This window comes from Streptomyces sp. NPDC023838 (assembly GCF_040639555.1).
Classification (GTDB): Bacteria; Actinomycetota; Actinomycetes; order Streptomycetales; family Streptomycetaceae; genus Streptomyces.
The window spans coordinates 266068-284202 of sequence record NZ_JBFAAD010000006.1 but is presented as its reverse complement, the minus strand read 5'-3'; the positions used below and the strand labels follow the sequence as shown (position 1 = coordinate 284202).

The 18135-nt window shown below is 72.4% G+C and carries 16 protein-coding genes; 8 read left to right on the top strand and 8 right to left on the bottom strand.

Translation table 11 applies throughout. From position 1 onward, the window contains the following. Positions 1–339: 339 nt before the first annotated feature. The 5 genes from AB0G17_RS10670 (at position 340) to AB0G17_RS10650 (ending at position 4175) form a co-directional block, all read left to right on the top strand. Positions 340–582, top strand: coding sequence for a hypothetical protein (locus tag AB0G17_RS10670; protein WP_361378790.1), 243 nt, complete (start codon positions 340–342; stop codon positions 580–582). A 115-nt stretch (positions 583–697) separates the two neighbouring features. Further along, the gene (locus AB0G17_RS10665; RefSeq protein ID WP_361378787.1) at positions 698–1945 is read left to right on the top strand and encodes an SPFH domain-containing protein; all 1248 of its coding nucleotides are present in this window, start codon (positions 698–700) and stop codon (positions 1943–1945) included. 99 nt (positions 1946–2044) lie between these two features. Then, complete coding sequence (locus AB0G17_RS10660) at positions 2045–2542, top strand: luciferase family protein (protein ID WP_361378784.1); 498 nt, start codon at positions 2045–2047, stop codon at positions 2540–2542. A 156-nt stretch (positions 2543–2698) separates the two neighbouring features. Beyond that, on the top strand, positions 2699–3424 hold the full coding sequence (locus AB0G17_RS10655) for a hypothetical protein (RefSeq protein WP_361378781.1): 726 nt from the start codon (positions 2699–2701) through the stop codon (positions 3422–3424). Positions 3425–3569: 145 nt separating this feature from the next. After that, the gene (locus AB0G17_RS10650; protein ID WP_361378778.1) at positions 3570–4175 is read left to right on the top strand and encodes a sigma-70 family RNA polymerase sigma factor; all 606 of its coding nucleotides are present in this window, start codon (positions 3570–3572) and stop codon (positions 4173–4175) included. A gap of 64 nt (positions 4176–4239) precedes the next feature. Here AB0G17_RS10650 and meaB read toward each other — a convergent pair whose 3' ends face one another. From meaB to AB0G17_RS10615, 7 genes are all read right to left on the bottom strand, one after another. Beyond that, positions 4240–5232: a methylmalonyl Co-A mutase-associated GTPase MeaB gene (gene meaB, locus AB0G17_RS10645; RefSeq protein WP_361378775.1), complete on the bottom strand. Its 993-nt coding sequence runs from the start codon at positions 5230–5232 to the stop codon at positions 4240–4242. A 6-nt stretch (positions 5233–5238) separates the two neighbouring features. Beyond that, positions 5239–7428 (bottom strand): methylmalonyl-CoA mutase, encoded by a 2190-nt coding sequence (gene scpA, locus AB0G17_RS10640; protein ID WP_361378772.1) that lies wholly within the window; start codon positions 7426–7428, stop codon positions 5239–5241. Next, the gene (gene mutA, locus AB0G17_RS10635) at positions 7425–9275 is read right to left on the bottom strand and encodes a methylmalonyl-CoA mutase small subunit (protein ID WP_361378769.1); all 1851 of its coding nucleotides are present in this window, start codon (positions 9273–9275) and stop codon (positions 7425–7427) included. The genes scpA and mutA overlap by 4 nt, the downstream gene beginning before the upstream one ends. Positions 9276–9692: 417 nt before the next feature. Continuing rightward, positions 9693–11135, bottom strand: a complete 1443-nt coding sequence (locus tag AB0G17_RS10630) for a pyridoxal-phosphate dependent enzyme (RefSeq protein WP_361378766.1) — start codon at positions 11133–11135, stop codon at positions 9693–9695. 100 nt (positions 11136–11235) lie between these two features. Beyond that, positions 11236–12060 (bottom strand): tyrosinase family protein, encoded by an 825-nt coding sequence (locus tag AB0G17_RS10625; RefSeq protein WP_361378763.1) that lies wholly within the window; start codon positions 12058–12060, stop codon positions 11236–11238. A gap of 55 nt (positions 12061–12115) precedes the next feature. Then, entirely contained in the window at positions 12116–12553 is a 438-nt protein-coding gene (locus AB0G17_RS10620) for a tyrosinase cofactor (protein ID WP_361378760.1), read from the bottom strand. Positions 12554–13276: 723 nt separating this feature from the next. Continuing rightward, the gene (locus tag AB0G17_RS10615) at positions 13277–14617 is read right to left on the bottom strand and encodes a CAP domain-containing protein (protein ID WP_361378757.1); all 1341 of its coding nucleotides are present in this window, start codon (positions 14615–14617) and stop codon (positions 13277–13279) included. Between the two features lie 410 nt (positions 14618–15027). Between AB0G17_RS10615 and AB0G17_RS10610 the strand changes: the two genes are divergently transcribed. Next, entirely contained in the window at positions 15028–15228 is a 201-nt protein-coding gene (locus tag AB0G17_RS10610) for a hypothetical protein (protein WP_361378754.1), read from the top strand. Between the two features lie 30 nt (positions 15229–15258). On the opposite strand, the gene AB0G17_RS10605 is transcribed toward AB0G17_RS10610, so the two are convergent. Then, entirely contained in the window at positions 15259–15678 is a 420-nt protein-coding gene (locus AB0G17_RS10605; RefSeq protein WP_361378751.1) for a CBS domain-containing protein, read from the bottom strand. 247 nt (positions 15679–15925) lie between these two features. Here AB0G17_RS10605 and AB0G17_RS10600 point away from each other — a divergent pair, with 247 nt between their 5' ends. After that, on the top strand, positions 15926–17149 hold the full coding sequence (locus AB0G17_RS10600) for an acyl-CoA dehydrogenase family protein (protein ID WP_361378935.1): 1224 nt from the start codon (positions 15926–15928) through the stop codon (positions 17147–17149). A 143-nt stretch (positions 17150–17292) separates the two neighbouring features. Continuing rightward, positions 17293–18132, top strand: a complete 840-nt coding sequence (locus AB0G17_RS10595; protein WP_361378932.1) for an oxygenase MpaB family protein — start codon at positions 17293–17295, stop codon at positions 18130–18132. Positions 18133–18135: the final 3 nt, after the last annotated feature.

Here is an 18135-nt window from a genome sequence, read left to right as displayed (position 1 = left end):
GTTCATGAAGCTCGGCCTCGGGGTGTCACATGGTCTTCGGCGCCCTTCCGGGGTGGGGCCCGGCGCGACGCAGTAGATCTTGTCCCCAAGTCTCCTGGTGCCGCTCTGGCCGAACAAGACACTCTGGTTTCAGGGTTGTGTCAGATTTCGCAGATTACTTGCGGGTTGTGTAGGCGCTCTGGCATCCGAACGTCAGACTCCGTCAGGCACCCGAGGATGGGCTGTACGGAGGCGGGGAGCTATCGTCGGAAGTCCGGATCGGTCGCGCGTCCGGAACGTGTGGGCGGCCCCGGACCGTGGAGGGCCGGTTCCGCGGCGACATAGGGGGGCGGTCGGGCGATGGAGCAGGACGATGCCGTGATCGGCTGCACCGGCGAGGTACTGATCGGCACCCGCGGCTCCGGCGGCCCCGGCGAGGTCCTGGTACGGGTCCGGGGTGGCTCGGAAACGTTCCTCGCCTGGTCCGAGGAGCCCCTGCCGCGCGGCGCGAGGGTCCTCGTCGTGGAGTCCCGTGGCACGCGGCAGGTCGACGTCATCGAGTGGGCCGACCCGCTGGACGAGCTGGGCCTCGGCTCCGGCTGAAATCCGCCCGGTGTCTCGGCCCGGGCTGCCCCGGCCGTCGGCGACCGGCTGAAACCCGCCCCGGCCCCTCGGGGCCGCCCATCAGCACAGCAAGCAACAGACAAGGGAGACCCACATGTTCGGTTACCGCGTGCCCGCCCCGGACGAGGCGATGCTCATCTCGGGCGGCAGACGAGGCCTGGGAGGAGCGCCGTTCCGGGTGGTGACCGGGCACGGCAAGTTCGTGCTCCCCATCTTCCGCAAGACCCGGTTCCTCACCCTCGCCATGTGCGAGGCCGAGGTCACCGAGACCTGTGTGACCAAGCAGGGCATCGCGCTCACCGTCCGGGCCGTCATCGCCTTCAAGGTCGGCAACGACACCGAGAGCATCGTCAACGCCGGTCAGCGCTTCCTCTCCGACCAGGACCAGATGTCGGTGCTCACCGGCCGGATCTTCGCCGGTCATCTGCGCGCGATCATCGGCTCGATGACCGTCGAGGAGATCGTGACCGAGCGCCAGAAGCTGGCCGCCGAGGTCCTGGACACCTCGAAGTCGGAGATGGCGAAGATCGGCCTGATCGTCGACTCGCTCCAGATCCAGTCCATCGATGACGGCGAGACCGGTTACATCGAGGCGATGTCCGCCCCGCACAAGGCGGCCATCCAGCGCCAGGCCCAGATCGCCCAGGCGCAGGCCACCCAGGCCTCGGTGGAGGCCGAGCAGGTGGCGGCGCGCAACCAGGCCGAATACGCCCGCCAGACCGCCGTCGTCAAGGCCGAGTACTCGGCCGAGGTCGACCGCGCCGAGGCCAAGGCCGCCCAGGCCGGCCCGCTCGCCCAGGCCCACGCCCAGCAGGAGGTCCTCGCGGCCCAGACCGAACTGGCGCTGCGGCAGGCCAAGCTGCGCCAGCAACAGCTGGTGGCCGAGATCGTCAAGCCCGCCGAGGCGGAGGCCGAGCGGATCAGGGTGCTGGCCGTGGCCGATGCCGAGCGGATGAAGATCCAGGCCGAGGCGGCCGCCTCGTACGACCGGGTCGCGCTCGACCGGATGCTGATCGACCAGCTGCCGCAGATCGTCAAGGAGGCCGCGGGCGGTCTCGCGGGCGCCAACGTCAATGTGCTCAACGGGGCCGACGGCCTCGGCGAGATCGCGGCGGGCCTGGTCGGCCAGGGCCTGACGATCCTCGACTCCGTACGGCAGAACCTGAGCGGATCCAGCCAGGGGCAGGACCGCCGCGACGGCTCCGCGAAGGGGAGTGGTCTGCTGGAGCTGCAGAGCTACCTCGGCGCGTCCGGGAAGCCGGCGCGGCCTGAGCAGGACACCTCGGCCGACCAGGGCACCTCGCAGGCCAGGACCGGCGAGGGCCCCGTCACCCTGGACTGATCCCGCCCCACGCGTCCTTCGGGCACGGATTGGTCAAGCGGCCGGGAGAGAAGCGTGATGGGGGTGTCCTACGGGTGAATCGTGCGCGAGGATGGGGTTATGACCGCGGCCCATCGCGCCATGGCTCAGTTGGAGACATGGCCGAATCTGGTAAGTGGCCCGCCCCGGTGCGCCGTTGGGCAAGCCTTCCGCACGACGGAGTACGAAGTGGTGCACTTCCACTCCGACTACGCCGCTGATCTGCATCTCACCCATATGGCCATCGAGCGGCTGCTGCCGGAACTCCGGCGCAGCAGCGCGATCCGGCTGACGCCCGGATCCGCCTGGCTCACCGTGCTCCTGGACTGCGACGCCGATGTCGAGCTGCTGCTCAGCCTGATCAGCGTCGCCCTGAAGGCGCACGGCGACGACCGTCAACTCCATCCGGGCGCGCCCTGCGAGTGGTTCGGCTCTGCCGCGCCTTCTCCGCGCGCCGCGGTGGGGGCCGGGGTCGGGGTGACGGTGGGGGTGGCGCCCGCCGACACCCCCCACGGCCTGGTCCCCGCCGCCCGACGGGCGATGGGCCGCTTCATCCCGCACGGTCACCGGCCGGGCTGACACGCCCGGCTCCGCCCCAGTAGTCGGCGCGAACGAGCGTCGGGTTCCGGCGAGTTGGTGTGGCCTGGATCACGTGCGTTTTCCGGGCGGAACCGGCGGATCAATGTGCGAACCCGCCGGTGAAACGCCTGGGGCGGATGCGAGGATGGGCGCGCCATGACTGCCGGAGACTCTTGCCGCACGCTGCGGGCCGCGATGTTCGCGGCCCTCTGTGTGCTGCTCACCGCGCTCGGGCACGCCCTCATGTCGGATGCCCCGGTGCCCTGGTGGGCCCTGGGGTGCGGCTTCACCGCCACCGGCGCCACGGCGTGGGCCCTGGCGGGGCGCGAGCGCCGGTTCGGACCGGTCGTGGCCGTCGCCGTGGGCGCGCAGGCGGTGCTGCACGAGCTGTTCTCGTGGGCCCAGTCCACCGCGCGCCCCGCCGGGCCGCCCATGGACATGCCGATGAGCGAGATGGCCATGGGGAAAATGGACTCAATGGGGCATATGAGCCACATGGGTTCCCTGGATCACATGGGTTCCCTGAGCCACATGGGTTCCCTGGGCCACATGGGTTCCCTGAGCTACATGGGTTCTCTGGGCCACGACATGGCCGGTATGCCCCAGGGGATGTCCTCCACCGGCATGCTCGCCGCCCACCTCCTGGCCGCGCTGCTGTGCGGCCTGTGGCTCGCGCACGGTGAGCGCGCGGCCTTCCGGATCCTGCGGGCCTTCGCCGGCTGGCTCTTCGCACCGCTGCGGCTGACCCGGCTCACCGCCGCGCCGCCTCGGCCCGCGCGCCCGCGCGCACGCCGGGACCGTACGGTCCGCTCGCCCCGGCAGCTCTTCCTCGTCCACGCGATCACCTCACGGGGCCCGCCCGCGGGGACCGCTGTCGTCTGACGACAGCCGGTTTCCCGCGGCGCCCCCGGAGTACCTCTCCGGCGCCCGGGCATCGGCCGCACGCCTTTGTGCCGCCGTACCCCTTCACCGGACCCCGCCGCCTGGCCGGCCGGTCCGGATCCCGGATTCCCGAGAAGGACATCAGGTGATCACTCCTGCCCTGCCCCGCTCGCGCGACGAGTCGACGGACCAGGCGATAACGGCCTGGGCGCTCGCCGCCCGCGCCGGAGACCCCGAAGCCGTCGAGCACTTCGTCCGCGCGCTCCACCGCGACGTACGTCGTTACGTCACCTACCTCGGCGCCGATCCACAGGCCGCCGACGACCTGACCCAGGACACCTTCCTGCGGGCCCTCGGCAGCCTGCACCGCTTCGAGGGCCGCTCCTCCGCCCGCACCTGGCTGCTGTCGATCGCCCGCCGCGCGGTGATCGACAACCTGCGGTACGCCGCCGCCCGGCCGAGGGTGTGCGACACCGACGACTGGCAGTCGGCCGCCGAGCGGGCCCAGCCCCGGGGCCTGCCCGGCTTCGACGACGGGGTCGCCCTCGCCGATCTGCTGGCGGCGCTCCCGGACGAGCGCCGGGAGGCCTTCGTCCTCACCCAGCTCCTCGGGCTGCCCTACGCGGACGCGGCCCAGGTGAGCAACTGTCCGATCGGCACGGTCCGCTCCCGGGTGGCACGGGCCCGCGCGGTGCTGATCGAGCGGCTGGAGTCCGCCGAGCGCGCCGAACTCGTGGGTGCGCCCGCCTGAGCAGCGCGGAAGGCCCGGACCACGATCGGTCCGGGCCTTTCACGGCGCTCGCGCAGGGCGAGCCCTATTCGGCGGCGCCCTCTCCCTGGAACGCTCCCAGGATGCGCTCCGCCGCCAGGGTCGGCGTCAGTTCGCCGTCGCGGACGCGCCGCTCAAGGGCGGGGGCGAGGTCGCGTACCGCGGGGTGGGCGCGCAGCCGGTCCAGGAGCTCGTCCTGAACCATCGTCCAGGTCCAGTCGACCTGCTGGTCACGGCGTTTGGCGGCGAGGCGCCCGGTGGAGTCGAGGAGCGTGCGGTGCTGGTCGATCCGCTCCCAGACGGTGTCCAGGCCGCTTGACTCGCGGGCGCTGCAGCACAGCACCGGCGGAGTCCAGGCCGCGTCCGCGGGGTGCATCAGGCGCAGGGCGCCCGCCAGTTCGCGCGCCGCCGACTTGGCGTCGCGCTCGTGCGGCCCGTCCGCCTTGTTCACCGCGATCACGTCCGCCAGCTCCAGGACACCCTTCTTGATGCCCTGGAGCTGGTCGCCCGTGCGCGCCAGGGTGAGCAGCAGGAACGAGTCGACCATGTCGGCGACCGTCGTCTCGGACTGGCCGACGCCGACGGTCTCCACCAGGACGACGTCGTAACCCGCCGCCTCCATCACCACCATGGACTCGCGCGTCGCCTTGGCGACACCGCCCAGGGTGCCGGCGCTCGGCGAGGGCCGTACGAACGCCGCCGGGTCCACCGCGAGACGCTCCATCCGCGTCTTGTCGCCGAGGATGGAGCCGCCGGTACGGGTGGAGGACGGGTCGACGGCGAGCACCGCCACCCGGTGGCCGAGCCCCGTCAGCATCGTGCCGAACGCGTCGATGAAGGTGGACTTGCCCACCCCGGGCACCCCGCTGATGCCGATCCGCCGGGCGTTCCCGGCGTGCGGCAGCAGCTCGGTGAGGAGCTGCTGCGCCAGCGCGCGGTGGTCGGGCCGGGTGGACTCGACGAGGGTGATCGCCCGGGCGACGAACGACCGCTTCCCGTCGAGCACACCCTTGACATAGCTGTCGAGATCGATGCGCACGGGCGGCTACAGCTCGTCGTGGCCCAGCGCCGCGCCGAGCCGCGTCACCAGGTCGTACGCCGCGTCGGGGATGACCGTCCCCGGCGGGAAGACCGCCGTGGCGCCCATCTCCAGCAGGGTCGGGACGTCCTGCGGCGGGATGACACCGCCGACGACGACCATGATGTCCTCCCGGCCCTCGGCCGCCAGCTCCTCGCGGAGCGCCGGTACGAGGGTGAGGTGACCGGCGGCGAGCGACGACACACCGACGATGTGCACGTCCGCCTCGACCGCCTGCCGGGCCACCTCGCCCGGCGTCTGGAAGAGCGGGCCGACATCGACGTCGAAGCCGAGGTCGGCGAAGGCGGTGGCGATCACCTTCTGGCCGCGGTCGTGGCCGTCCTGGCCCATCTTGGCGACGAGGATGCGCGGACGGCGGCCCTCCGCCTCGTCGAAGCGGTCCACCAGCGCGCGCGTGCGCTCCACGGAAGGCGACTCTCCTGCCTCGTTGCGGTACACGCCGGAGATCGTACGGGTCTGGGCGGCGTGCCGTCCGTACACCTTCTCCAGGGCGTCCGAGATCTCACCGACCGTCGACTTGGCGCGGGCCGCGTTCACGGCCAGTTCGAGGAGGTTGCCGGTGCCGGTGGCCGCCGCGTTGGTCAGGGCGCGCAGCGCGTCCTGGCAGACCGCCTCGTCGCGCTCCTCGCGCAGCCGCCGCAGCTTGGCGATCTGCTGGGCGCGCACCGAGGAGTTGTCGACCTTGAGGACATCGATCTGCTCGTCGGTCTCGACGCGGTACTTGTTGACGCCGATCACCGGCTGGCGCCCGGAGTCGATGCGCGCCTGGGTACGGGCGGCCGCCTCCTCGACGCGCAGCTTCGGGATGCCCGCGTCGATGGCCTGCGCCATTCCGCCGGCCGCCTCGACCTCCTGGATGTGCTGCCAGGCGCGGCGGGCCAGGTCGTACGTGAGCTTCTCGACGTACGCGCTGCCGCCCCACGGGTCGATGACCCGGCAGGTGCCGGACTCCTGCTGGAGCAGCAGCTGTGTGTTGCGGGCGATGCGGGCGGAGAAGTCGGTGGGCAGCGCCAGCGCCTCATCGAGGGCGTTGGTGTGCAGCGACTGGGTGTGGCCCTGGGTCGCGGCCATGGCCTCGACCATGGTGCGCGTGACATTGTTGAACACGTCCTGCGCGGTCAGCGACCAGCCCGAGGTCTGCGAATGGGTGCGCAGCGAGAGGGACTTGGCGTTCTTCGGGTCGAACTGCTTGACCAGGCGCGCCCACAGCAGCCGCGCCGCCCGCAACTTCGCGATCTCCATGAAGAAGTTCATGCCGATCGCCCAGAAGAAGGACAACCTGGGCGCGAACGCGTCGACGTCCAGGCCCACGTCGATCCCGGCCCGCAGGTACTCCACACCGTCCGCGAGCGTGTACGCCAGCTCCAGGTCAGCCGTCGCACCCGCTTCCTGGATGTGGTAGCCGGAGATGGAGATCGAGTTGTAGCGCGGCATCTTCTGCGAGGTGTACGCGAAGATGTCGGAGATGATCCGCATCGAGGGCTTGGGCGGGTAGATGTAGGTGTTGCGGACCATGAACTCCTTGAGGATGTCGTTCTGGATGGTCCCGGCCAGCTTCTCGGGCGGTACGCCCTGCTCCTCGGCCGCCACGATGTAGAGCGCGAGGACCGGCAGCACCGCGCCGTTCATCGTCATCGACACCGACATCCTGTCCAGCGGGATGCCGTCGAAGAGCTGGCGCATGTCGTAGATCGAGTCGATGGCCACACCCGCCATGCCGACGTCGCCCGTCACCCGGGGGTGGTCGCTGTCGTAGCCGCGGTGGGTCGGCAGGTCGAAGGCGACCGACAGACCCTTCTGTCCGGCCGCGAGGTTGCGCCGGTAGAAGGCGTTGGACTCCTCGGCCGTGGAGAACCCGGCGTACTGCCGGATCGTCCAGGGCTGGTTGACGTACATCGTCGGGTAGGGGCCGCGCAGATAGGGCGCCGCGCCCGGGTACGTACCGAGGAAGTCCAGGCCCTCCAGGTCGCGCGCGGTGTAGAGCGGCTTGACCGCGATGCCCTCCGGGGTCTCCCACAGCAGATCGCCGTCGGCCTTCCCGGTGGACTCCTTCACGGCCGTGCGCCACTGGTCTACGGAGCCGTCGGCGCCGGCGCCCTCAGCCAGCGGCAGCTCCGAGAAGTCGGGGATCGTCATGACGCCACTCCCATGCGGTCGAGGGCGGAGGAGAGCACGGCCACCGCGTCGCAGCCGGCGAAGACGTACTCGTCCACACCGGCGAACTCGCCGCGGCCGGCGAGGTAGACATGCGTCGCGCCGGCCGACCTGAGGGCGGCGGCGACCGCCTCGGCCTGCTCGGCGTAGAGCGCGTCGCTGGAGCACAGGCACGCGACGGTGGCGCCGCTGGCGGCGAACGCCTCGGCCGCCGTGGCCGCGTCCACCGACACCGGGTCGTGCACGGGCTCGATGCCGCCCGCCTGGAACAGGTTGGAGGCGAAGGTCGCCCGGCCGGTGTGCGCGGCGGCCGGGCCGAGCGCGGCGAGGAAGACCCGCGGGCGGGATCCGGTCGCGGCCAGCTCGGCGTCCGAGCGGGCGCGCAGCTCCTCGAACGCCTCGTCGCGGCGCACCTTGGGCAGCCCGCCGGTGGGCTCGGCGGGGGCCGCCTCGCGCTCGACGGGGCGTTCGGCGAGATACGGGAACTCGCTGACGCCGGTGACCGGTTCGCGCCGCTTGGCCAGCTTGCGGCTGCGCTCGGCCCAGGTCGCGGCGAGCCGCTCGCGGATCAGCCCGGAGCGCAGCGCGGCGGCCTGGCCGCCCGCGCGCTCGATCGTCTGGAAGAACTCCCAGGCGGCCTCGGCGAGTTCGGTGGTGAGCCGCTCCACGTACCAGGAGCCGCCCGCCGGGTCGATCACCCGGGCCAGGTGCGACTCCTCCAGGAGGATGGAGGAGGTGTTGCGCGCGATGCGGCGCGCGAAGCCGTCCGGCAGACCGAGCGAGTGGTCGAAGGGCAGGACGGTGACGGAGTCCGCGCCGCCGACGCCCGCGCCCAGACACGCCACCGTGGTGCGCAGCATGTTCACCCACGGGTCGCGGCGCGTCATCATCACCGGAGACGTCACCGCGTGCTGGCGCTGCGCTCCGGCGGCGGGGGCCCCGCTCGCCTCGGCGACCCGCGCCCACAGCCGCCGCGCGGCGCGCAGCTTGGCGATGGTCAGGAACTGGTCGGCGCTCGCCGCGTAACGGAACTCCAGCTGGCCGCAGGCCGCCTCGACGGAGAGGCCCGCCTCGGTGAGGGCGCGCAGATACGCGACACCGGTGGCCAGCGACGCCCCGAGCTCTTCGGCGGCCGAGCCACCGGCCTCGTGGTACGGCAGCGCGTCCACGGTGAGCGCGCGCAGCCGCGGGAACCGCTCGTCGCAGAGCCGGGCGAGCCCGGCAGCGGGAGCCACGTCCAGCGCCTCGCCGGTACGGGCCTCGTGGCCGAGCGGGTCGGCGCCCAGGTTGCCGCGCGCGGAGTCGGCGGGGACGCCGCGCTCGTCGTAGAGGCGGAGCAACTCCCGTGCGGCGGGCTCGAAGTCGGCGCCCGCGTCCAGGACGACGGGTGCGAGGTCGAGGTAGACGCCGTCGAGGGCGCGGCCCAGTCCGGAGACCGGGACGCCGCCGCGGCCCACCGCCAGCCAGAGCGAGGTGACCCCGTTCTCCAAGTCGGCCAGTACGGCCTCGTTGACCCGGGCGGGGTCGGTTCCGGCGTGGCGCTGTCGTACGCCCCAGCCGTCCGAGGCGTTGCCCTCGGCCCGACTTCCTCGGACAAAGGGGGAAAAGCCCGGATAACCGGCATCGGGCGCGGAGTCTCGCGCGGTGTACAGGGGCCGGGTGGTGAGCCCGGCCTCGACCGGGGTGGACAGTGCCTCCTCGGCAGCCGTGCCCGAGACATCTTTACCCGATTTGCGCAGCACGCCTTCCACGAGGCGCTGCCACTGCTCATGGGTTGCATCAGGGAACTCGGCGGCCAGCGAAAGCCCGTCGTCAGGCAGGACCGTCATGCTCAGGATGCTAGGGCAGCGCTCAAAGGTGCAGCAGGGGGAAGGGCTGTGACCTTGCCCTCTCCGGAACGCTCTTGATCCTTTACGGACTGTGCCGTATCCGGCGCGGGGGCTGCGCGTCAGCGCTGTGTTTGCCTGAGGGTTGGTGGGCCGCGAGGGGGTGCCGGGGTGGGCCCCCGCGAACCCACCCGCCCCCGTGCCCGGGTTGGGGTGCGGGGCGGCGTGCCCGGCGAGGGAGGCGGGGCGGCGCCCCACGGGGGTGCAGGGGGCGAAGCCCCCGCCGGGGTCCGGGGCGGACCCCCGTAGCGGGGTGCAGGGGCCGCAGGCCCCGCAAACGGGGTCCGGGGGCGTAGCCCCCGGGAGAACCACCTCCACCCTCCTCCCACCCCCGGAGGCCACGCGGCGGAGCCGCACATGTCACAGCGGGAGGGGCCGGGTGGGGCCACCTCGCAGCAGGGACCGCAGCGTCGCCCTCCCCACCAACCCCACCCCGTGCCCATCCCGCACCACCACCGCCAGCTCCTCCCCGCGCTCCTCCAGCTCCGCGAGCACCGCGTCGGCCCGCTCGCCCACCCCGAAGTGGGGGAGCGGCGCGCCGAGGTGGTCACGTACCGGTGTGTCCGGCTTCAACGTGCCGTCCTCCACCGCGGCGGACAGTGCGTCGAGCGAGAGGGAGCCCGCCAGCTCCGGGACGGTCGGCGCGCGGTCCGGGCCCACCGGGCACGGACCGGCCGGGACGACCGACGGACGGCCGAGGTCGCGCAGGGACCGAAGGACGCCCAGCGCCTCGGCGGCCGTACTGAGCCGGTTCACATACGGCAGCGGCTCACCCCATACCGCCGCCGGCACCGCGTCTCCGACCCGCACCGCGCCCTCCTCCCCGTCCAGGAACCCCAGCCGCAGCAGCCACGCGTCGTTGAAGTACTTCGAGAGGTACTGGCGCCCCGAGTCCGGCAGGATCACCACGACCAGCGACTCGGGGTCCAGCCCCGCGGCCACCCGCTGGGCCGCCGCCACCGCGAGACCCGCCGAAGCGCCGACCATCAGGCCCTGTTCATGGGCGAGTTGACGAACCGTCAACAGTGCGTCGCGGTCGCTCACCGGGAGGAGCTCGTCGACCACGTCCTGGTGGTACGAGGTGGGCCAGACGTCCTCGACCGTCTCGGGGTGGCGGACGTGCCCGGTCGCCTCGACGAAGTACGGGCGACCGTCACCGCCCGAGTACACCGACGCCGCCGGATCGGCCCCGGTCACCCGCACGGCGCCCCCGCTGACCTCCTTGAGGTAGCGGCCCGTACCGCTGATCGTCCCGCCGGTGCCGACGCACGCCACCAGATGCGTGACCCGCCCCTCCGTCTGGCGCCAGATCTCGGGGCCGGTCGTGGCGTAGTGCGCACCGGGGTTGGCCGGATTGTCGTACTGGCCGGCGAGCCAGCTGTCCGGCCTCTCCGCGGCGATCCGCGCCGCCGTGTTGAAGACGTTCTCCGGGTCCTCGGCGGGCAGTCCGCTGCGGCGGACGACCACCTCCGCGCCGAACGCCCGCAGCGTGGCGATCTTCTCGGTGCTCGTCTTGTCGGGGACGACGAGGACGGCCCGGTACCCCTTGGCCGCCGCCACCATCGCGAGCCCGGCCCCGGTGTTGCCGGAGGTCGCCTCGACGACGGTGCCGCCGGGGCGCAGCAGCCCGTCCCGCTCCGCCTGCTCGATCATGTGCAGACCGATGCGGTCCTTCACGCTGCCGCCCGCGCTGAGGTATTCGAGCTTCGCGTAGAGCGCGGCCGACTTCTCGCCCCCCGGCGTCCGCAGCCGTACCAGCGGGGTGCCACCGACGAGTTCGAGCACTGATTCGTGAACGTCCATGGAGCCGAGCTTACGAGGCACGCGCACCCGCCAACGCCGGTGCGGCCCCGACGGTGCGGCCCCGGCGGGCACACGCCCGCCGGGGCCGCACCAGCGCGCACTACGCGGCGTCGAACGTATAGAACTTCTTGTGGTCCAGCATGTCCGCCGGCGTCACGTTGTTCCACGGGCGCATGGTGTCGCGCAGGTCCACCACGTTCGCCGTCCCGGCGGCCGGGAGGTACGGCGAGGCGGGGTGGCGCTCCTGCCACTGCGCCCAGAGCTTGTCTATGAACGCGTGGTGCAGCCAGAACACCGGGTCATTGGGGGAGACGCCGGTGGCCATCTGGCCGCCGACCCACACGTGCACCCGGTTGTGCAGGTTGACCCCGCGCCACCCCTCCAGGTGGTTGCGGAAGCCGTCCGAGGCGCTGTTCCAGGGGGCCATGTCGTACGTGGACATGGCGAGGACGCTGTCGACCTCGGCCTTGGTGGGCAGCTGCGGCACGCTCGCGCCGAGCGCGCGGCGCAGGTAATTGCGGCCGTCCACCCGGACGTTGATGGCCCACTTGCCGCCGCTGGAGGCGAACGGGCCGTCCATCACCTGGCCGTCACGGCTGCGGCCGGTGCCGCCCAGGAAGTCCGAGGCCCAGAGGGAGGAGGCCGTGGTGCGGTCGGCCGTCCAGTCCCAGTAGGGCAGCGCGACGGTGGAGTCCACCGACTGCAGGGCCTGCTCGAACTCCAAGAGGAATCTGCGGTGCCACGGCAGGAACGACGGCGAACGGTGGCCGACGCGGTCGCTGTCGTCGGTGTCGCTCATGATGAACTCGTTGTGCGTGGTGACGAACGCGTCGTACTTTCCATTGCGCTTCAGCGTCAGGATCGCGTTGACGAAGCGCCGCTTCTCGTCCGCGGTGAGCGTCGCCTGGTTCTTGCGTACGGTCATGGAAATGCTCCAGATTGTGGTGCTGTGCGGGTGCGGGTGATGTGCCGGAAGCGGGTCAGGCGAGCGGGACGAGCGTGGCGCCCTGCAGCTCCACCACGGCCGCGCGGGCCACGGCGCGCGGCGTCGCGAACGTCTCGTAGTGGTTGACCACGCTGATCCAGGTGCCGTCGGCGTTCCGCATCACGTGCAGCTCTTTGCCGTCTATCTGCACCGCGTATCCCCCGTGGTGGCCGCCGTGGGCGCCGCCCTGCGCGGGCGCTCCCTGTATGCGGCGGCCCTGGTAGACCTCGTCGAACGGGGCGGGCGCGTCATGCCCCGTGTGGTCCATGCCGTCCATGCCGCCCATGTGACCGGTGTGGCCGTCGCCCGAGGCGGGGACGACACCGTTCGCGGCTCCGCTCGCGGTCGCCGCGTACGCGGTACCGGCCAGGCCGAGGCCGGCCACCGCGCTCGCGGTGAGGCCCAGCGCGCTGCGGCGGGTGAGTCGGGACATGGGTAACCCCCTGTGGTTCGGTATTGCTCCGTAGTGGTCCAGCGGCGTCGAGGGCGCGAACGTGTGAAGTCGCCGTCCTCGCAATGCGCTTGACGGGTCGTCGACGGATCTGTGTCCGGCGTGGTCACGGCCGGGACGTGTCCGTCGGAACCGTCTTGACCAATGCCTACAGCCCGGCAACGGAACGGCAAAGCGTCACCCAAGTGGTTGGGCTCAATGCGGACATGTCCAGATTCGAAGTGCAATGTTGAACAAAGATGATCTTGCTGTCCGCGCCCGCCCGGCTTGCTGAAAGTGCAGATCCTTCATCGAATTTGACGATCTCGTGAAGATTTTGTTGCTGGGGTGGTGAGGGTGTGGCGGCCCTCACGCGGGAAACCTGGCTGGTTTCGCGCCTCGTGTTCGACATGTGACGGGGTGTTCGAGACGGGCGGGGGAGGGGCGTGCGAAGCGCGTGTGTGGAACGCGCGCCCGGGGGCGTGGGGGAATGTGCGAAGCCGTCCGCGCCTGCGTCATGGGCGAGACCCGTGACGCGGTGGCTCGCCACGGGCCGCTGGGCCGAACCACGCGCTCGCGCTGCCGGGCGCGCCGAGCAGGAACCTGGCGCCGCCGTCGGCCGGACACGGTAGCGGGCACGGCAGGACCTCCTGCCCGCCTGTCAGCCGGGCAGGAACCCGGCGCCGCCGTACGCCGGACACGGCCCGGCCCGCCTCGGCGCGCCCGTCACGCGAGGCCGAACAGTTGCGTCCAGTACGTGCCCGCGCGGCCGCCGCCCGCGAAGCCGACGCCTATGTGGGTGAAGTCGGGCTTGAGGATGTTGGCGCGGTGGCCCGGGCTGTTCATCCAGCCCTCCACCACCTCGGCCGCCGTGCGCTGCCCGCACGCGATGTTCTCGCCGATGCCCCGGTGCGCGGCCCCGGCCGCCCGGGCCCGGTCCCACGGCTCCAGGCCCTCCGGCGAGGTGTGGGAGTAGAAGCCGCGGGCGGCCATGTCCGCGCTGTACGCCTGGGCCGCCGTGGCCAGACGGGTGTCGTCCGCCAGCGGGCGCAGCCCGGCCCTTGCGCGGCGGCCGTTGGTGAGCGCGACCACCTCGGACACCGTCCGGTGCAGCCCGTCCCCGCTGAACGGTCTGGCCCACAGCGCCGTCCAGTACACCTCGCCCGTACGGTCGTCGCTGGCGCGGCCGACGCCCGCCTCGGTGAACGCGGCGTCCCGCAGCGGACGCCGGGTGTGGGCGTCCTCCAGGCAGTACGCCAGGAACTCGGCCGGTGTGCGCGGCCCCGACACCAGGTGCTCGGCGATGCCCAGATACGCGTACCCCCGCGTGGTCACCCGCTGGAAGACCGAGACGCCGTCCGGGCTCTCCACGCTGAGGCGGCCCTGCGCGGCCATGGTCGCGGCGTGCGACTCGGCGGCCGAGGTCAGCCGTCCGTCGATCGTCACCGGCGGGGCCCCGGCCCGGGCCCGCTCGGCGTTGACCAGTCCGCCGAAGCCGTCGCCCTGTCCCGCTTCCGGCCGCCGGGCGGCGGGGACCGGTATCGCCGCAGTGGGCAGCTGGACGGTGGGCGCGTGCGGCGGCGGGTCCTCGTCGGCCACGTCCACCCCGAAGTCACGGGCCACTCCCGCGAGGCCGTCCGCGTACCCCTGCCCCAGCGCGCGGACCTTCCAGCCGGTGCCCCGGCGGTAGATCTCGGCCAGCAGCAGCACCGTCTCCCGTTCCGGCTTCGGCGGCGTGAACCGGGCCAGGACCTCGCCGCCGGGACCGCTCAGGCGCAGGCTCGGCACCGGAAGCCGGCCGAGCGGAACGCCCGGATCCGCGGGACTGACGACCACCGTGAGCCGGCTCGCCCCGGCCCGCAGCCGGCTCGGGTCGACCGTGATGACGTCGTCGTCGAGTCGGGTGCCGGGCGCGGACGGCTGGTTGTAGAAGACGAAGTCGGCGTCGCCGTCGACCTTGCCGGTGTCGTCGGTGATCAGCACCGACAGGTCGAAGGGCCCCGGGACGCCGATCGTCAGAACGCCGTCCGGGAGGGGCCGGTTACCCCCGGGAACCAGCTCGCTCATCGACCCCCCTGTCCACTGCCCACCACGGCCCACCGCAGCCCGCCACCGCGCCACGCCGTGCCGTCCTGCACCGGGCCGTCCTGCACCGTCCTGCGCTGCTCTGTGGTGGGCTGCCCTGCGCTGCTCTGCGGAGCGTTGCTGTGGTGAGAACGCGGCGAGCGCGGCGACTGGTTCCCGGCTCCGGCGTCTCGTACGGGTGACTTTCGCGGAGGCGACCACGCGGGCCGCCGCAGGGCCCACCGCAGGCCCCGCTGCCGGGCCGGGGCCGGACAGGGACCAGGCTGGGATCGGGCCGGGGCCAGGCCGGGACCCGGCCGCGACCGGGCCGTACGGGCGAGATTTCTGGGGCGGATGCGTACTGCGGGACCGGGTACCAGAATGGAGCCACGCCGGACTAATGAGGAGGCGGCATGAACGCTCAGTCCGAGCCCGCGCCGAAGCGGGAGGGGATCACCCCGGACGCACTGCTGCACACCGGTTCAAGCGGTGACGTCACCGCCGAGGACCTGGTACTGGCGTCGGGGCGCGACATCACGCCCAAGACCCTGGAGTGGGCGGAGCGCCGTCTGGCGCAGGACGGCCCCGCGGCGATCGACAAGCTGCTGCCCTGACCCCCTCGCGGAGGCTCGGCCCTTCCGGGCTCAGCCCCTCGCGTACACGCTGCTCGCGAACGAGGCGAACTGGTCCGCAGGGAGGTGCCGGGCCAGATCCGCCTCGGTGATCACACCGACCGGCTCGCCGTCGTCCACGACGACGAGTCGGCGGACGCGCGCGTCGCTCATCACCCGTACCGCCTCGGCCGCGTCCGCGTCGGCGGAGACGGTACGCGGCATGCCCTCGGCGAGGTCGCCCGCGCTCACCTCGGCCGCCTCCTTTCCGGCGGCGAGGACCTTGACCACGATGTCACGGTCGGTGACGATGCCGGTCAGCGTGCCGTCGCTGTCCTTCACCGGCAGCGCGCCGATGTTGTGGTCCCGCATCAACTGCGCGGCCCGGTCGAGGGTTTCGCTCGCCGGGATGCAGCGGACGTCGACGGTCATCAGATCGCGGGCGGTGGTCATGGGGGGCCTCCGGAAGGGGCGGTCGGTACGCCTTCGTCATGCTGGCCGCGCCCCGGGCGCGCGGCGACCGTATGGAGACGAACGGGTGACCCGCCGAGGGGGACGGGTCCCGCTCCCGCAAGGCATGTGAGACCGCGCCCGCCACGGCGTCGCCCTTCCAGATTCCTGGAACACGTTCTACTGTGTGCCCGCTCGCACGACGCGGAGCGACGCTCAGCGACGGACCGTGACCCGCCTGGAGGGCCCCGTGCACCTCGAATACACGCCCGAGCAGCAGCGGCTCCGCGCCGAGCTGCGCGCCTATTTCGCCGAACTGGTGCCCGACAACGCATACGCCCGCGCCCAGAGCCCTGAGAGCCCGGGAGGTGGCCCCAGCACCGACCCCGCCGCCCAGAAGCGCTTCTACCGCGACACCGTGCGCCGCCTCGGGGCGGACGGCTGGCTGGGGGTGGGCTGGCCCGAGGAGTACGGCGGGCGCGGGCTGAGCCCGACGGAGCAGTTCATCTTCTTCGACGAGGCCGCCCAGGCCGGGGTGCCGCTGCCCCTGATGGCGCTGAACACGGTCGGCCCGACCCTGATGCGGTTCGGCACGGACGAGCAGAAGGCGTACTTCCTGCCGAGGATCCTCTCCGGCGAGATCGACTTCGCGATCGGCTACAGCGAGCCCGACGCGGGCACGGACCTGGCCGCGCTCAAGACGAGGGCGGTGCGCGACGGCGACGAGGCCACCGGCCACTACACGGTCAACGGCCAGAAGATCTGGACCACGAACGGCGACACGGCCGACTGGGTCTGGCTGGCCGTGCGCACCGACCCCGACGCGCCCCCGCACAAGGGCATCTCCATGCTCCTCGTGCCGACCTCCGACCCCGGCTACTCCTGCACGGTCATCAACACGCTCGCCTCGCACGACACGACCGCCAGCTACTACGAGAACGTCCGCGTCCCGGTCTCCCGACGGGTGGGCGAGGAGAACAACGGCTGGCGGCTGATCACCAACCAGCTCAACCACGAACGCGTCACGCTCGCCGCGCACGGCACCATGGCGATCCGCGCCCTGCACGACGTCCAGCGCTGGGCTGCCGGCACCAAGCTCGCCGACGGCCGCCGCGTCATCGACCTCGGCTGGGTACGCGGCCGCCTGGCCCGCACCCACACCCGCCTCGACGCGATGAAGCTCCTCAACTGGCAGATGGTGAACGCCGTCCAGGAGGGCACCCTCACCCCCCAGGACGCCTCCGCCGTCAAGGTGTACGGCTCGGAGGCTCGCCGCGACGCGTACGCCTGGCTCATGGAGGTCGTCGGCGCCGCGGGCCCCATGAAGGAGGGCTCGGCGGGCGCGGTCCTCCACGGCGAACTGGAACGCGGCTACCGCTCGGCCGTGATCTTCACCTTCGGCGGCGGCAACAACGAGATCCAGCGCGAAATCATCTCCTGGATCGGTCTGGGGATGCCGAGGGTGCGCCGTTAGCCTGGCCCTACAGGAGGTGGCGTCGCATGCCCGAAAGCAGTCCCGGACCCGGCACGCCCGATCCCGGCACGCCCGATCCCGGCACGCCCGGCCCCGCCACACCCGACCCCGGGTACTTCGGGCCCGGCTCCGTGACCTGGCAGATGCACGGTGACCCGGTCATGTGGATCGCCGGGGTGCGGGCGCTCTACCTTCAGGCGCTGCACCCGCGTGCCGTGCGCGGGGTCATGCAGAACAGCGACTTCCGCAAGGACACCTGGGGGCGGCTGCTGCGCACCGCCCGTTTCGTCGCGACCATCTCGTACGGCACGAAGGTCGAGGCCGAGCGCGCCGGTGCGCGGGTTCGGCGCATTCACGGGTTTCTGAAGGCCGACGATCCGGTGACCGGGGAGCGGTTCCGGATAGACGAGCCGGCGCTGCTGCTGTGGGTGCACTGCGCGGAAGTCGACAGTTATCTGCACGTCGCGCGCCGGTCCGGGTTCCCCCTCAGCGACGCGCAGGCCGACCGGTACGTCGACGAGCAGCGCGAGGCCGCGCGGCTCATCGGGCTCGACCCCGAGCGCGTCCCGGCGTCCACCGGCCGGCTCGCCGCGTACTTCGAGGCCGTACGGCCAGAGCTCGCCGCCGGTGCCGACGCGCGCGAGGTCGACGCCTTTCTGCGGCGGCCGCCCGTGCACCCGCTGCTGGCACCGGCGCGCGCGGTGCTCTGGCGGCGCGTGGCCCGGCTCGCCTACGACGCGCTGCCCCCGTACGCCCACGAGTTGTACGGGCGGCCCGCGCCCGCGCCGTACCAGGTCACCCGGCGGCTCGTCGCCGCCGGGCGGCTGCTGCGGTGCATTCCGCCGACCGTGCGCTGGCAGCTGCCGCCCAAGCACATCCTGCGCGCGGTCGCCCGGATGGGGCCCGGAACGCGCCCGTCGCCGTACACACTCCGCAGACAGGCGGCCATACTGGAGGGAGCCGGGGAGGGCGCAGCGGAGTGACGT

Excerpts from the sequence above, each read along its gene's own strand:
- AB0G17_RS10670 (WP_361378790.1), top strand. The coding sequence starts at position 340 with ATGGAGCAGGACGATGCCGTGATCGGCTGCACCGGCGAGGTACTGATC.
- AB0G17_RS10665 (WP_361378787.1), top strand. The coding sequence starts at position 698 with ATGTTCGGTTACCGCGTGCCCGCCCCGGACGAGGCGATGCTCATCTCG.
- AB0G17_RS10660 (WP_361378784.1), top strand. The coding sequence starts at position 2,045 with ATGACCGCGGCCCATCGCGCCATGGCTCAGTTGGAGACATGGCCGAAT.
- AB0G17_RS10655 (WP_361378781.1), top strand. The coding sequence starts at position 2,699 with ATGACTGCCGGAGACTCTTGCCGCACGCTGCGGGCCGCGATGTTCGCG.
- scpA (WP_361378772.1), bottom strand. The coding sequence starts at position 7,428 with ATGACGATCCCCGACTTCTCGGAGCTGCCGCTGGCTGAGGGCGCCGGC.
- mutA (WP_361378769.1), bottom strand. The coding sequence starts at position 9,275 with ATGACGGTCCTGCCTGACGACGGGCTTTCGCTGGCCGCCGAGTTCCCT.
- AB0G17_RS10630 (WP_361378766.1), bottom strand. The coding sequence starts at position 11,135 with ATGGACGTTCACGAATCAGTGCTCGAACTCGTCGGTGGCACCCCGCTG.
- AB0G17_RS10625 (WP_361378763.1), bottom strand. The coding sequence starts at position 12,060 with ATGACCGTACGCAAGAACCAGGCGACGCTCACCGCGGACGAGAAGCGG.
- AB0G17_RS10620 (WP_361378760.1), bottom strand. The coding sequence starts at position 12,553 with ATGTCCCGACTCACCCGCCGCAGCGCGCTGGGCCTCACCGCGAGCGCG.
- AB0G17_RS10615 (WP_361378757.1), bottom strand. The coding sequence starts at position 14,617 with ATGAGCGAGCTGGTTCCCGGGGGTAACCGGCCCCTCCCGGACGGCGTT.
- AB0G17_RS10610 (WP_361378754.1), top strand. The coding sequence starts at position 15,028 with ATGAACGCTCAGTCCGAGCCCGCGCCGAAGCGGGAGGGGATCACCCCG.
- AB0G17_RS10605 (WP_361378751.1), bottom strand. The coding sequence starts at position 15,678 with ATGACCACCGCCCGCGATCTGATGACCGTCGACGTCCGCTGCATCCCG.
- AB0G17_RS10595 (WP_361378932.1), top strand. The coding sequence starts at position 17,293 with ATGCACGGTGACCCGGTCATGTGGATCGCCGGGGTGCGGGCGCTCTAC.